Origin of the sequence: Bacillus sp. TE8-1 (assembly GCF_008368855.1) — a bacterium.
Classification (GTDB): Bacteria; Bacillota; Bacilli; order Bacillales; family Bacillaceae_G; genus Bacillus_A; species Bacillus_A cereus.
In genome coordinates this window covers 19,805-34,735 of the sequence record NZ_QPET01000016.1, presented here as the reverse complement: position 1 = coordinate 34,735, position 14,931 = coordinate 19,805, and the positions used below count along the sequence as shown (strand labels likewise).

The window sequence follows — 14,931 nt, the reverse complement described above, 5'->3', positions numbered from 1 at the left end:
TTATTTCTTTTCATCATATTTAATAGTTGATACAATGTCTTCAACCAGTTATTTATCGGAAAAACCAACCACTTTGAATCTTTTAAATAAACGAAGGAGTTTTTTATATGACAACCGATAAAAAAGTGCCCAAATATCGGCAGATAATAGACTATATGAAAGAAAAAATTGAAAACGGAGAATGGCCAATTGGAAGTAAAATCCCTAGTCAGCGGCAGTTAGCAAAATTATTTCATGTAAATCGAAGTACTGTAATAAATGCGCTAGATGAACTTATGGCAGATGGTTTAATTCAAGGACAAATCGGAGCAGGAACAATTGTAACAAATAATACATGGTCATTATTAGCAACTAATCCCCCGCCCGATTGGAGTGAATATGTAAAGGCCGGTATTCATAAACCAAGTAAGTTAATGGTGCGAGAAATAAATGAAGCAGAAGCAAATAAAACGCTTATCCATCTTAGTAAAGGTGAACTTGCACCTCACCTTTTCCCGCTCGAAACTATGCAATCTATAATTAAAAACGTCAGTGAGGAATTAGATTATTTCGGATACGAAGAACAAAAAGGTTTTTATCCGTTACGTGAAGCAATAAGCAAATACGTAAAATCATTTGGAATACATGCATCACCGGGTTCTATATTAATAGTCTCTGGTGCACTCCAAGCATTACAATTAATATCAATTGGTCTTTTACATAGAAAATCAACTGTTTTACTTGAACAACCTTCTTACTTATATTCACTTCATGTTTTTCAATCAGCAAATATAAATTTATCCGGTATATCAATGGATCATCACGGTATTTTACCTAACGACTTATTAAAACGAATTAAATATAGTCAAAAGAATAATATTTTATATTCAATCCCTTGTTTTCAAAATCCAACGGGGATATTGATGTCCAAAGAGCGAAGAAAAGAAATATTAAAAATATGTGAAAAAGAGCAATTGCCTATCATCGAGGATGATATTTACCGAGAGTTATGGCTTGATGAATCACCTCCAGCTCCTTTAAAGTCGATGGATAAACATGGACATGTATTATATATTGGTAGTCTCTCTAAAACACTTAGCCCAGGACTTAGAATTGGATGGATAATTGGACCAGAACCTGTTATTGATAGATTGTCAGATATAAAAATGCAAACAGACTATGGATCCAGCTCTTTATCTCAAAGAGTAGCTGCTGAATGGATAAATGAAGGTTTTTATGAAGCACATGTAGCAAACGTAAGAATGCACCTGAAAGAACGAAGACAAATAATGATACGAGCTTTAAATAAATATTGTGCAGATATTGCATCATGGGATATTCCTAGTGGTGGATTTTTTATATGGCTAAAAGTTGTACATAACATTCCGATGAAAAAACTATTTTCAGAGGCACTATCAAAAGGAATTCTTTTAAATCCGGGACGTATTTATGAAGAAGAATCAGATCAGTACATTCGTTTATCATATGGATATGCTACTCCAGAACAAATGACTAACGGAATTAAATTGCTCAGTGAATTAATTCGGAAGTTAACGGCATAAAAAAATCCTCTTTTGTTTTTGGAGGATTTTTTTATGTATCTTATTTACCACAATTTCATTTCCTGCCCTAATAAAATAAGTTCTTCATAAGGATCTCCGTCAATATTTAATACTTGAGCAAAAGCAGGTTCTGTTTTTAAACCTTGTTCCTTTAAGTGAATAACTTCTTCCCTTATATGGGGATGCTGCATTAATAACATGTGCTCCACTATCATATGTCTATATGCATTTTGATTACGCACTGGCTTAGGTTGAGCAAATAATTCAAATTCAAAACCTTCGAATTCAAAATTCACCTTTATCGATTCAGTACCTTTAATTTTTTTCTTTTTAATGTTGAACCCTCCATAAGAACCATATAAAGATCTCATTTCCTGCTCAAAAACATCAAAGTTATATACTTCCATTACAATATCTAAGTCAGATTGAGGAGTATCAATTCTTATCGGGATTGTCCCGCAAAGAACGGGATTATATAAAGCTAAATCTTCCATTATGTTTAGGCTATTCAAAACATCATATATTTTTTGTTGCTTGTCATTGCCCGATTGTAAATATGTAATAGATGTAAACATAGAAGTCTCTCCTTCATTTAACATAATAATCAGCTCACTAAATTTGAGAAAATAGTTCAATCATTGGATTTTGTTCTAGGAGTACCTTTATTTCAATATATTAAGCCGAACTAACTATATTTTTCAACTTTTCTCCTATACTGCAATACTATAAAAATAAAAAAGGAGGAATTATTATGAGCATTTTTAACATTCTTTTAACCGTACACATCCTATTTGGAACAATATGCTTAATCACTGGTATTGTAGCGATGGTTGCCCAAAAGAAGAAAGGAAAACATACCGAATGGGGCGAAATATATCATGCATCCTATGTTGTCATTACCCTTACGGCAATACTATTATCCATTATCAACTGGGATAAAATTGCATATTTATTTTATGTAGCAATCTTCTCTTATTCATTTGCGATTTATGGATACCTTGCACGAAAAAAACGTTGGAAAAATTGGCTCCATCACCACATTAGAGGTATGTTAGGTTCTTATATAGGGGCAGTCACCGCACTTTTAGTAAATGTCGGCATCCATATTCCTATTATAAATTTACTTCCGCCAATATGGTTTTGGTTTTTACCCACCTTAATTGGTATCCCCCTCGTAGCCAGTGTATCAAAAAAATATAAAAAGCGTAGTTGAAATTAATTACATTTTGATTACTTTCTGATTATTAGAATGAAAAATTATACTCTATGTATCACGAATGATATCATGAGTGCTCGCCCTATGAATATTTAAAATAAAATGCCGCCCAACAGGACGGCTCTTATTTTTACTTTACAAACGTAACATATTCACCAGAAACCCATTGATTTCCACCAACATTATACCAACCATCTTTATATCCAAATGATTGATATTTTTCACCTTGATACACGTTTTTCACAATGCCGTAATTTGTTCCTGGGCCGGTACGAACACGCAATACATCAGCGATTATAGTAACTACACCTACACCCTCGTTTGATGATTGTGAAGGTGTTGGTACATTTCCTCCCGTATAACGAATATATGATGGATCGTTATAAATCCACTGATCGCCACCGAGATTTAACCAGCCATTTGATTGTCCAAATACTTTGTAGGACTCTCCTTTCCCTAATTGACGAATAACGCCATATCCAGTACCAGGTCCTTTTCGTAAATTTACATTACTACCGTTAATATAAGCAATCCCTACACTATCATTCGACGGGGGAGGAGTCACTACGTTTTGAGCACCTTTTCCAAAAGTATCCGTTCCATATCCTTTGTAGTTATATTGCAAATGCGGGCTATCCACAAATCCTTTCCAGTCACCGCCCCATTCAAAGCCAATTTGTTTAGCATAACGAATTGCTGATGCCCACGGTTCTTTATTATAGCCATTCCAATCTTCTGTACCATTCGACTGAATTGGAACAAAATCTAATGCCTGTCCTACTAAGTGATATGAGCGCATCGTTTGTGATGCTCCTTTACGAACATATTCACGTTGTTGCTCGACCGTACGGATTGTTTCATAAATTAATACTTCAATTCCATTGTCGATACAGTACTGATACCACTTAAAAGCTGCAGCTTTCGTATTATCCGCTAATTTATTCAGATTACTTACATTTCTATTGTGGTATTTCAATATGCAACATCTCCTTTTCTATTATCCTATGCAAAACTCGTCTCATGGGTTGTACATATACCTAGAACGATCCGAAGTACAAATACATAAGAAGCCAATTCATCTAAATAGATTTACATTTCTAGCTTCAAACTTTGTAAACTGAAATCGAAGCAATAAAAAAACCGCAACCCAGGTCTTCTAGTTGCGGTTTTTGGTATTTTCTTTTTATATGCAACATGCCACCTTGCATTATTAATCCTAATATATAGGTTGTGTAAATTTTCCCTTTATGAATAACACTTCTTATTCATGACTTTTCAAATCCAATATTGAATGTAAACGATCCGGATAATTAGTAAACATCCCGTCGACTCCCCATGAAAGTAACTTTTTCATATCTTTTTCATTATCTACTGTAAATGGATGAACTTCTAATCCGTTTTTCTTTATTTTATTTACATAATCTGAATCAATATATTTGTAATTCATACCAAGACCTATGCAGTACGTTTTATACTTTTCTATCTCTAATTCTGTTAATTGAACTGCTTTTTTATAAGGTAATAATTGTACTAAAGATATATTACTATTTAAGCTATGAATCTTTTGCAGACTTTCTTCACTAAACGATTGAATAATAACTTTATCCTGTATTTCATAGTGATTAATAATTTCTAATAATTTTTCTTCCATTCCTGGATATTCATTAGGTGATTTTGTTTCAATATAATAGTTTGCGTTATGCCCAAACATTTCAATAATTTCTGTTAATGTTGGGACTTTAGCATTTTCAAATTCTTTCTTTGCTAAGTTCGGATATTTTTCGTTGAAAAAAGAATCTGCATTTAGTTGCTTTATTTCTTCTAATGTATGCTCTTTCACTAGCCCAGTACCATTTGTTGTACGGTTTAAGGTTTCGTCATGCATTGCCACTAAATGCCCATCTTTTGTCATTTGGAGATCAATTTCTATATAATCTCCATTCATTTTTTGTCCTAATTTATATGCTGCTATTGTATGTTCAGGCGCATATGCAGAAGCACCTCTATGTGCGATATTTTTTATATGATTTGATTGATTAATAGCTTTAGTATACTTATGTTCATTTATTTTCTGAAAAACAAAGATACTTATTACTATAAATGCACAAATTATTGTAACGAGATATATCTTTTTCATAACGATTTATAAGCTCCTATATAAAGACGATTTAACTTGAATGATTTACTCAATTAAATGTCGATTTTCCAATACAGTCATTTTGCCGATATCTTGAAATCCCAATTTTTTATAAATATTGATTCCATCGGGTGAAGCTTGTAATACACAATACGTATTTTTAAATTTATGTGCTTCTTGCAGAAGGAAATTGAACATAGTAGATCCGAATCCTCGTCCTCTCATTTCTTCTTTCGTTGCGATGTCATAAATACCAATACTATCTTTTGAACATATCAATGAACCAACAGTTACGATTTCACCTTCATAAAATCCTAAAAATAGTTTCATATTCTCACTGTTCCATAAATCAAGATTAGAAATTTGATTATAGAATGCTTGTACATGTATAGCTTCTTCTGATGTGCCGAATAGATTAGCTAACGTTTCTCCAAATTTTTTTATTAGTCCAGGTGAAGATGCTTGTTGAATTGTAAAACTTACTGGCATGTGTATTGTTGGAGAAATTATTTTTAAGTCTGCTACCATCGCAATATTTTGCTCCGCTTCTTTTAAACCGATTTTATTTAACTCGCTTTTTATATCCCGCTCTTGCTCCTCATCCCATAACCAAACACTCATTGGAAATTTCTTTTGATTATAGTATTCTACCTCCTTATATAATTTCTCGACCCCTTCCGTTAAATTATTATTCAGTAGAGTGATGATATTGAATGTATCGGCAGGTAATCCGCAATCAACAGCAATATAATCTTTCGTTTCTTTTATACTCATTCCGGGCACAAATTGCGCAACATATGAAGTTTTAAATGCAAAGTTATCTATTAGTAATTGTTTATAATTCATCAATAGTTCTCCTTTTCATAAAAAGTAATACTCGAATCTCTCTATATTAAATATAACATATTAGAAATTTACCTTTTTTTATAAAAAGTACCTCTTTAAATTGTGCTCTATAGTTTAAAATAATTAAAAATAATATAACGTTGTCGGAATGAAAAAAGTGGTATATAATAAATATTAACATTACTAGTAATTATTTTAGGTATTCCTAGAATAAAGGAGCGATACATATGAAAATTACTATTTATTTCGGAAGTCATGAAGATCAAGATGTTCGTACTATGGACTGTCATTTAGATGTAGAAGATACAGAAGAGATTGTTTCTGTATCATAATATAAATAGTTAGGGTAAACCCTATTCCCTACAGCGTTTAAGGCACCTTTTATAAGGTGTCTTTTTTGTTATATTTTCATCAAAAACCCTTTACTTTATAGCGTTTTAATAGTAAAATATAATTATACGAACAAACGTTCTTTTTTTATTTTAAACGTACATGAAGGGATGATTTTAACAATGGCTCCATTAAAGCGCAGAGGAAGAAAAAAGCAAGCACCTATTATTTCAAATACAGGCTTTATCGGCTCTGTCTTTATTGATACATTGGAGTTACAAAAGAAATCCTATTATTTCGCTCGTAAAAAACTTCAAATTGTTCATCACGTATTAGATGGTCTCTCTGGAGCAACAAGCGCTTTGTTTAAAGAACATAACATTTCAGCATACATGTCATGTGTATATTTACATAAACAAAAGAAAATTGGCTTTGTTCTTTCAACGAAACCATTTGAACAAAGTGATGGCGTTGCTTATTTTGTAAATTATTTAATCGAAAAGAATTTTTACGGCGGCCATGACGAAGATGTAGAATATCAAGAAGTATTTAATACAGGTTTTATCGGTGTAGTATTCGCTGATTTATCTAGTATAGATCGCTTTAATTTCGAGTTTGAAATGGGTATGTTAACGAAATTAATGAAAGATATGATTATTCCGGTTAAAGAACTCTTTTTACGCCACAATGTACCGGCATACATTTCCACTTCTCATTTAGAAGAACAAAACAAATTAGGTTTCGTTCTATCTGTCAAACCATATGATGAACGTGCAGAAGCAGATTTATATTTTGAAGCGTATTTAAAAGAGCGCGGGTTATTTATTGGTGATGAAGAAGATGATATTGATAAGATTGTTATTAGAAAAACAGCTGAATTACGATAGAAAAGCGCAGGATGCTAATCCTGCGCTTTTTAAGTTACGTTAAACACTATAATCTTTTGAATGAATTTCTAAATTAAACTTATTTGCTAAAATTTTATTCAAAGTAAAAAATACAATCCCCCCTGCAATGGGAAGCGTGTAGGCTGGAATGAAATTTAATAATAGTCCTGATATTGCAAGTGCTATTGGTTGCATTATTTTACCTAAGCTTAATCCAATACTAAGAACTCTTCCTCTATATTCTTCAGGAATCTCATTTTGCATGAAATACATTAAAGGAATATCAATTTGTGCTATCATAAATCCTAAAAAGAACATAATCATGCAATACGTAGTAACATATACCAAATTATTTACTACAATAGATTTAAATAAAACAGGTATCCCTGAAACTATCATAAAAATTGCCAACATAAAACTTATTTTTTTCAATAGATAAGAATAAGAATAACAATCAGTTATCTTTTTCACTAATATTGCACCAACTATCATACCTATCGGAAAAGTCCCTTGAATCATACCAAATTGCTTAGAATTAAGATTGAGAACTGTGTTAATAATGTATGGCAACGGAACGGTTACAGCAAAGCCTAAAAAGAAATTAAGGGAAATTAAAATACTAAAAGTATTTTTTAAGCTTTTCCGCTCCAATAAGTAAGAGTATCCCTCCTTTATATCTTCAATAAAATTAATTTCTCTAATTGAACATTCCTCATTTATGTTTTGCTCGCACAATTTAAAGTTTATAAACAATATGGATATAGCCGAAAGGATAAATGAAATACCGTTAATAATTATAAAAGTTTTCATATCAAAGACTGCAAAAACAATGCCCCCTAACATAGGCCCTAAAATTAAAGATATAGAATCGATAATTTTACTTATAGAATTAATACTCATTAACCGTTCTTTAGTAACCATATTCGGTTTTACGGCCTCTAATCCTATTCCAAAAAACGTTGTAAATACGGTCATAAGAAAGGTAGTAGTATAAATAATGAATAAGTTTAATCCATAATAGTTGCTTAATATATAAACAGTTATTAATAAGCACCCGCTTAATACATCCATGCAAACGACGAGTTTCTTTTTATCAACCTTATCAGCAATGACACCGGCAAATGGATTCATAACAATCATTGGAATCGTTCCTAAAATAAGCGTAATCGCGAAATTTAAAGCAGATCCGGTTATTTTTAATACATACAACCCTAATGCGAAACTATAAATAGAGCTACCAAATAGTGATACTGTTTTTGCAATTGAATATAAACAAATATTTCTTAGTTCTTGGTTTCTATTTTTATTTTCTATATGTAATCGTAAACTTCCCATCATTTTCCCCCCTGCATAACTTTGTATTACGTACATTGTAAGTTCTTGGGTCAGCCCAATAGCAATATGTACGATTTGAAAAGTTTTAAGGGAAAATAAATAAAAGATGGAGTTAACCCCATCTTTTTCCGAAAAATGAATATGTATAAATTTCTTCTCCTTGAACAAAGAAATCTTCGTACTTTCCGCCTCTTTTTAAATAATTTGAAGTGCTTTCATCAATCGATTGAAACTGTAAATTTTGGATTTCTTTCGTTACTTTTGCAGATGTAAAATTCCCTCGGAGTCTAGGTGCAATTTGGCTATTTATACTAAATTTATTAAATAAAATAAATGAACTTAATAAATAACAATTGTGTTTAAAAAGGGAATTTAATTCGCGCAATAAGAACTCCTCATGTTCAAAACTATAATTACTTGTACCTGATTGATCGATTACAATATCAATAGAACTACTCTGAATAGGTATGTTTAGAAAGTCGGCACAAATAAATACAATATTTCTTTTCACATTTCTTCTCTCAATTACATCTTTTAAAAGTAAAAGTTTATTCAAATCTCGATCAACAGCAATATATAAACAATTTTCCGGTAGTTCTTCATAAATATTTCGTAAAAAGAACCCAATACCAGACCCTAAATCAAGTAGTATTTTTTCATTTAAATCTAGTTGCATTAGTTTCTTTTTTGACCATTCTCCTCCTCTTTGAACATTTTCCAAAAAAGCAGTATCGGTTTCATGGATATAATCCGAAATAGAATCTTCAAGTGATGTCTTTTCATACGCTTTCAACGAGTTACCAGCTGTTAAAACCCCTGAAATAATCGCGTATTCTTCACCACAATTACAAATTAACTTTCCTTCAATAATTTGATTCTTATTAATAATCCCATCTTCAAGAATTAAATTTCCGTTACACTTAACACATTTAAATAAATGAAGTACTTTTAAATCTACCCCTAAAATTGAACTCGAAATTTCAGTTTCTATAGATAAATTATTTAACGTTTTCTTTAATTTATCTTTTCGTTCCTTTAAGGTTTTTATCTCTTGTTCAATCTTTTCATATTTTACTTTAAATATAGATTGATAAAAAATATCCTTTTCATAGTCTAAGGATTTCCCTAAATTTTTATAAAAAAACAGTTCTTTAATTTCATTCAAGCTAAACCCTATCCATTTGTACTCTAATATAAGTTCTATATCCTTTTGACAATACTCGTCAAAAAAATAGTGACTTCCTTTTTTCTCAGGAATAACGAGTCCGAGATCCATATAATGTCTAATCGTATCTACACTTACATTATTTACTTCTGCAAACTTACTGATTTTCATCCTAATCACTACCATTTATATATTTGTTTATACATACTTCTTTATTATTTTAAAAAATCCTTTCATCTCCCTATATAAAATTGTTTATATTATGAAAAAGATGTAATTAATTTTAGAGTTCCGCCACATATCCATCAAGCTAAGCTTATATAAGTTTAGCTACTCTTTTTAATCTTGAATTTAAAAAAAGGGTAGCAGGTAGTACGGTTATGTCTATATATCTAAAAAACTTAAAATTAAACTATGAGTTCATGGATAAATTAAAAACTGTGGCGTAAGTACTACAGTTTCTTCCTTCTTCATTGAGTTGAAATATGTAAAGTTACGTACTTTAACTGTAGCGGACTTGTACTACGCGTTCATATTAATTTTATAGACGTTTAAGGATTTTGTTTTATGGTAAGTATTTTTGCTGTGAAATCAGGATTGTAAATATAGATGAACGTGATTCAAATCAAAAAAAGGTACTCCTAGAAGTACCTTTTTTACTATTCTATATGTGCGAACGCTTTCAAAATTATTGGATATAAATTGATGTACGCATTGTATTAAATGGTGAATTTATAGATGTCTTTTGGTACTCAAACGTTCCTTGTTGGTGTCCAGAAGCATCCCATTTATAATACCAGCCAACGATTGGTCTTCCGCCAATTATAGTGGAATCAATACTTTTTACATTAGAACCATTCATTTTAGCAAATGGGTTTTGGCCATAGCCCATTTCTTTCGTTGTAATATATAAATATTTTCCCCCGTGGTTACGCGATGTGCTGAAGCTGTTCTGATTAATTGTTTCTACCCCGCCTAGCTCAGACTCTACTTGTACGACGTTTAGTGAAGTAAGTGGTGCTGCTGGTCCAGCTGAAGCTTCTGTTGCCATTCCTAATCCGACGAACGCTGTGATTGCTAACGATGAAATCCCTAGTGCTGCTTTTTTAAACATAAAAAACATCCCCTTCCATCTATTGTTTTCTCTTTCATTTTCAATATAATCCCAATAACCTTATATGTAAATAGATTGTAGCTGTATAAATATTAGTGCGAATATTCTATTATATATTCCTACAATTCTATTACTTAATATGAATGATTTACAGTGCAAAACGAAATACACACATGTCAAGTTTGTAGTGTTGACATAAAAATTGTAAACTGGCTTATGCCTCGTATTTATCATATTTTATATCCAATATTCCTAAGCTTCTGTATTCTAGAATGTTTTTACTACAACTATTCATTTTTTCTTTGCAGGAACAACTGTGATAACATCTCCTTTATCATTTAAAGTCAGAGAATGTAGAAATTATAGCTAGTTATTGATATGCTACCTACTACGTACTGGAGCGCAACCTATCTGATAGGTGAATGATTCATGTGAAAAAGGAAACGCTACCAGTTCTATAGCACCTCCTTTTTATTTAATAAGTTAGACAGAAAGAATAGAAATAATGTTTTTCCTGTTTCACTATCCTTTTGTTTGTAAATGAACTGAGTTTTGAAAAACTATCCTATATAGTATGAATCGGGTATAGACATTAAATAATAGAATAGGGCACCTATTACTCCACAAGTAAAAATAGTAAATCCCATATTTCTTATGCCTTTAATTTTTGACCACAATCCAATAAATCCTGCTATTAACCCACTTAAAGAGAATAGTGAAAAGTTGGAAACGGGTGTAAGAAGAAATTCCGCATTAATCCCTGTCCCCCAACAAACAATAGGTAACACGACAAGGGTAAGACAAAGTAATCCCATTACACTTACAAGTAATTTAAGATATTTGATACCTGCAATAATTAAATAGATTCCACCTATAAATCCACATAACCAGTAAATTGGCATAAAGTAAATCCAAAGAAAATGCAAGATGATCATATGTAATTTCCTCCTATTTATTTTCGCTCATTGTAGTTCTGGTTATTTGATGTTCTGAATTCGTTGCTAATTTATTAAGTTGATTTAGCGTTTCTTCTAAATCAAACGAATTAAACCAACGGTAATCCTGTCTGTCTAGAATACGATAATGCTGACTAATTAGATTTTGTTGTAAGCGAAAGTTCCCTTTTTCTTGAATCTGCTTCCACCAGACTTTTCCTCCCAATGTTTTTTCTTTGAAGTTGTTAGTGCTATTGTGGGCCATTGTTTCGATTACTACTAATGGATCATCCCCAAGAGTATTCTGTAAAACTTCACTATCTCTAAACAATGCACAAATAGCAACAGTGTTGGTCCAACCTGCATTCGTTCTCCCTTTCTCAATTTGAACAAGCGTTTTTTTTGATATGCCGAGAACTTCAGCCATTTTATCTTGTGTATATCTTTTTTCAGTGCGTATTAACTTTATTTTCATTGAAATAAGTTCAATTGCATGCTCCTTATTCACTTTACTTCCCCCTCAAAAGTAACTAATGTGTTATTTAGTGTAATTTTACACTTTAATCAATTCATTTTCAACTCAATCCTCCTTAAATCTTGTAAGAAATAATTGGATAAGTCATAAAAAAGGCATTCCACAGTTATCTATGAGAAGGTAGCTCGACCATCGATTTCTAACCTCGATGGAGATATGTCGAGATCACATTTCATTTTAATTAAATAAAAAACCCGTAAATAATTCACGGGTTTTACTTTAATAACTAATTGCTATTGTACCTTCACCTGCATGAACCGCAAATGAAATTGGTAATGGATATAATTTGAAATCCATTTCAGGGAATGCTTGTCTAATATCTGCAATCCATTCCTCGGCTCCATCTTTATCATTAGCATGGAACATGTGAAGTACTTTTGGTAATTCTTTTTCAAGTTCATTTTTAATATATTCTCGACATTTTTGGATTTTACGAACTTTCTTTTCAAGTAAAAGCTCTCCACCTTTTACTTCTAATATTAAGTTAACACTTAATAAACTTCCAAGTAAAAATTGAATGCCCTTTACACGACCACTTGCATAAAGGCCTTTTAAACTTTTCGGGAATACGTGGAAAGGTCTTCTTTTTTCCTCTACTAATGTTTTGTGTATATCTTGTAAAGTCATACCATCATTGTATAACGATTTCGCTTTTCTAATTAGTTCATCCATTGGATAACTTGTTGTTTCACTGTCTAATACCGTTAATGGAAAACCTGCCATTTCTGCAGCTAACTTCATATTTTGATAGGTTCCACTTACTTTTCCGCTAATAGCAACTGCAAATCCTTCTTCATATTCTTCTTTGCATTTCGAAAATAACTCTACCATTTCCCCTATGTTAGGCTGTGATGTAGTGACAGTTTTACCTTCGTTCAAAGCATTATAAACGCGCTCACGCACACCTTCTTCACAATCTTTGTACGACACACCATCAATAATAACTTCAATTGGGATAACAAAGTTATCTCCTTCTGTTTTAAAACTCGCAGTTGTACTATCAGTAATCCAAGCAACACGATTCATGTTGTTCCTCCCTTAATTCAATTCCTCTTTTCTAATTTTTCTATATATTTATGTTATGAAAAGAGAATATCCCTGTAATAGTAACAGGACTTTATTGTTTTGGCTATAGTAGATGTATATTAAATGTGACTATTTCTTGTCTATTTCACAAATAAAAAAGAAAATCAAGGAATTTGCTCGATTTTCTTCTTATCATATACTATTTAAAAGTTTCATTATCTAAAATTACTACATAATCATTTGTTAATCGTCCAGCTTCTTTTGTATAACTAACAAGCCTTTGTATATTATCACAGCAAATTTTTGCTCCCCATACGAGTAACGGTACGCCAATAAAATCGATATGGAACCTTCTAGAAAACAGCCCACCGAAAGTCATCGGTAAAGGCACTGTTGGTGATGTATTAGAAAATATAATCTTTTCATGGCTTTGATAATGTTTTTGCAAGATTTCTCCTAAATGCTTCATCGCTGGTACAACAACTTTTGATGCGCCACATCCAATCGTATATACAGGATGACCATGTTCATCGATTCCATGAAAAATAATTTTTCCCATATCTTCTGTTTTCAATTTATTAAAGTAATCTACATTCAAAATTTCTTCTTTCGTTAACTTACGATCCGTTGGTAGTTTATTTAAATGATACGCTGCAGCTAGTGAGGTAGTATGTGTTCCACCAAAATCTGTGTAAATGTATATCATATTATCATCCCTTGTTGTAAAAGTTCAATGTTAATTAGTATTACCGTTCTTAGCAATGTTAAACAAGGGATGTTATTTGTCCCATATGAATAATGGACTGGATTGTTACAAACCACAACAAAGCCGAAATGAGCCAAATACGGTTTATTTTCACTTTTCGTTCTTTACTTTACATCAAAACAATAATAAGAACAACAAGTAAAATATCCATTTAGAATCCTCCTATAAACTTGTTTATCTTTAAAGCTTATATTCTCCCCTTCTCATCAGCCTTAAGCATTATTTATAAAAATAAAAAGACGTACTTTTTACTCGTACGCCTTTAATAACTCGTTTAAACTCCTATTTATCAACTAATTCCATACCTTTAGAATTAGTTTTACCCAACACTCGAATGTTAAATTTATTAATGGCTTTTAAAAAGATATTATAAATACAATATCCAAAAATAGAACCTAGAACATTACAAATCACATCATCAATATCAGTAATACGTCCCACTCCACTAAATAACGACTCAATTAATTGTAGCAATTCAATACTAGCTGATATAGAAAATCCTAATAAAATTGTATTTTTGAATTTCTTATATTTATCCCATAGGATAGGTGCTAAAAATCCTAAAGGCATTAATAATAAAATATTCCCGCCTACATTTCTTACAATTAGACCAATCATAAATAGGGCATCTCCATCATAAGCACTACCAATTTGATTGATGTCTTTAATAATTGATGCAAATGGTATTATATTGACCGAGCGATTCAGATTTTCAATATTAGAAGGAAAACCGATTGGTAAAGGGAATAAAGTTACTGCAACAACCATACAAATGTAGACCACGAATAAAAAACTTACTAGTTCTTTCCACCAAATCACATATTTTTTATTTTTGGTACCAATTAATATTCCACGTACAATTAAATAACAAATAACCCCTAAAATAATAAACAAACTACCGTTGATCATATACAAATTGTTAACACATCCTTTCATATGAAGTAATAATTAAAATTTACAACTATATAGTAATGTTTTTTATTTAAAAATCCATATATTTATATATAATTGTGCGGAATTACAAAAAACCCTTATTAAATGAATATAGGGTTCCTCGTTAACTAAAATATTTTTCAAAACAGAAACAAGCATGAACCC

Annotated in this window: 15 protein-coding genes; 3 read left to right on the top strand and 12 right to left on the bottom strand. The window is 31.4% G+C overall.

Annotated features, from left to right (window positions below):
• Nucleotides 1-107 precede the first annotated feature (107 nt).
• Nucleotides 108-1,541, top strand: a complete 1,434-nt coding sequence (norG, locus tag DN404_RS16975; protein WP_000205599.1) for an efflux pump transcription regulator NorG — start codon at nucleotides 108-110, stop codon at nucleotides 1,539-1,541.
• 44 nt (nucleotides 1,542-1,585) lie between these two features.
• Here the strand turns inward: norG and DN404_RS16970 are convergent, their stop codons facing one another.
• Nucleotides 1,586-2,116, bottom strand: coding sequence for a DUF4269 domain-containing protein (locus tag DN404_RS16970; protein WP_000495168.1), 531 nt, complete (start codon nucleotides 2,114-2,116; stop codon nucleotides 1,586-1,588).
• A gap of 176 nt (nucleotides 2,117-2,292) precedes the next feature.
• Here DN404_RS16970 and DN404_RS16965 point away from each other — a divergent pair, with 176 nt between their 5' ends.
• A complete protein-coding gene (locus DN404_RS16965; RefSeq protein WP_006929674.1) occupies nucleotides 2,293-2,754 on the top strand; it encodes a hypothetical protein in 462 nt (153 codons plus the stop codon).
• Between the two features lie 133 nt (nucleotides 2,755-2,887).
• On the opposite strand, the gene DN404_RS16960 is transcribed toward DN404_RS16965, so the two are convergent.
• From DN404_RS16960 to DN404_RS16950, 3 genes are all read right to left on the bottom strand, one after another.
• Nucleotides 2,888-3,733, bottom strand: a complete 846-nt coding sequence (locus DN404_RS16960) for an SH3 domain-containing protein (protein WP_000873736.1) — start codon at nucleotides 3,731-3,733, stop codon at nucleotides 2,888-2,890.
• Between the two features lie 285 nt (nucleotides 3,734-4,018).
• A complete protein-coding gene (locus DN404_RS16955; RefSeq protein WP_149215268.1) occupies nucleotides 4,019-4,894 on the bottom strand; it encodes a glycerophosphodiester phosphodiesterase in 876 nt (291 codons plus the stop codon).
• A gap of 45 nt (nucleotides 4,895-4,939) precedes the next feature.
• Nucleotides 4,940-5,740: a GNAT family N-acetyltransferase gene (locus DN404_RS16950; RefSeq protein ID WP_149215267.1), complete on the bottom strand. Its 801-nt coding sequence runs from the start codon at nucleotides 5,738-5,740 to the stop codon at nucleotides 4,940-4,942.
• Between the two features lie 512 nt (nucleotides 5,741-6,252).
• On the opposite strand from DN404_RS16950, the gene DN404_RS16945 reads away from it, so the two are divergent.
• A complete protein-coding gene (locus DN404_RS16945) occupies nucleotides 6,253-6,957 on the top strand; it encodes a hypothetical protein (protein WP_000035355.1) in 705 nt (234 codons plus the stop codon).
• 39 nt (nucleotides 6,958-6,996) lie between these two features.
• Here DN404_RS16945 and DN404_RS16940 read toward each other — a convergent pair whose 3' ends face one another.
• From DN404_RS16940 to DN404_RS16905, 8 genes are all read right to left on the bottom strand, one after another.
• Nucleotides 6,997-8,292 (bottom strand): MFS transporter, encoded by a 1,296-nt coding sequence (locus tag DN404_RS16940; protein ID WP_149215266.1) that lies wholly within the window; start codon nucleotides 8,290-8,292, stop codon nucleotides 6,997-6,999.
• A 112-nt stretch (nucleotides 8,293-8,404) separates the two neighbouring features.
• Nucleotides 8,405-9,628, bottom strand: coding sequence for a methyltransferase domain-containing protein (locus DN404_RS16935; protein WP_006929666.1), 1,224 nt, complete (start codon nucleotides 9,626-9,628; stop codon nucleotides 8,405-8,407).
• 517 nt (nucleotides 9,629-10,145) lie between these two features.
• On the bottom strand, nucleotides 10,146-10,571 hold the full coding sequence (locus tag DN404_RS16930) for a DUF4879 domain-containing protein (RefSeq protein WP_000472917.1): 426 nt from the start codon (nucleotides 10,569-10,571) through the stop codon (nucleotides 10,146-10,148).
• Nucleotides 10,572-11,131: 560 nt separating this feature from the next.
• Complete coding sequence (locus tag DN404_RS16925) at nucleotides 11,132-11,506, bottom strand: hypothetical protein (protein ID WP_000584709.1); 375 nt, start codon at nucleotides 11,504-11,506, stop codon at nucleotides 11,132-11,134.
• 13 nt (nucleotides 11,507-11,519) lie between these two features.
• Nucleotides 11,520-12,014: a helix-turn-helix transcriptional regulator gene (locus tag DN404_RS16920; RefSeq protein WP_001031006.1), complete on the bottom strand. Its 495-nt coding sequence runs from the start codon at nucleotides 12,012-12,014 to the stop codon at nucleotides 11,520-11,522.
• 246 nt (nucleotides 12,015-12,260) lie between these two features.
• Nucleotides 12,261-13,067 carry a DegV family protein gene (locus DN404_RS16915; protein WP_025709375.1) on the bottom strand — a complete coding sequence of 269 codons (807 nt, stop codon included), beginning with the start codon at nucleotides 13,065-13,067 and terminating at the stop codon, nucleotides 12,261-12,263.
• Between the two features lie 199 nt (nucleotides 13,068-13,266).
• Entirely contained in the window at nucleotides 13,267-13,773 is a 507-nt protein-coding gene (locus tag DN404_RS16910; protein WP_000639421.1) for a DUF3189 family protein, read from the bottom strand.
• Nucleotides 13,774-14,115: 342 nt separating this feature from the next.
• Nucleotides 14,116-14,748 carry a VanZ family protein gene (locus DN404_RS16905; RefSeq protein WP_000281844.1) on the bottom strand — a complete coding sequence of 211 codons (633 nt, stop codon included), beginning with the start codon at nucleotides 14,746-14,748 and terminating at the stop codon, nucleotides 14,116-14,118.
• Between the last annotated feature and the right edge of the window lie 183 nt (nucleotides 14,749-14,931).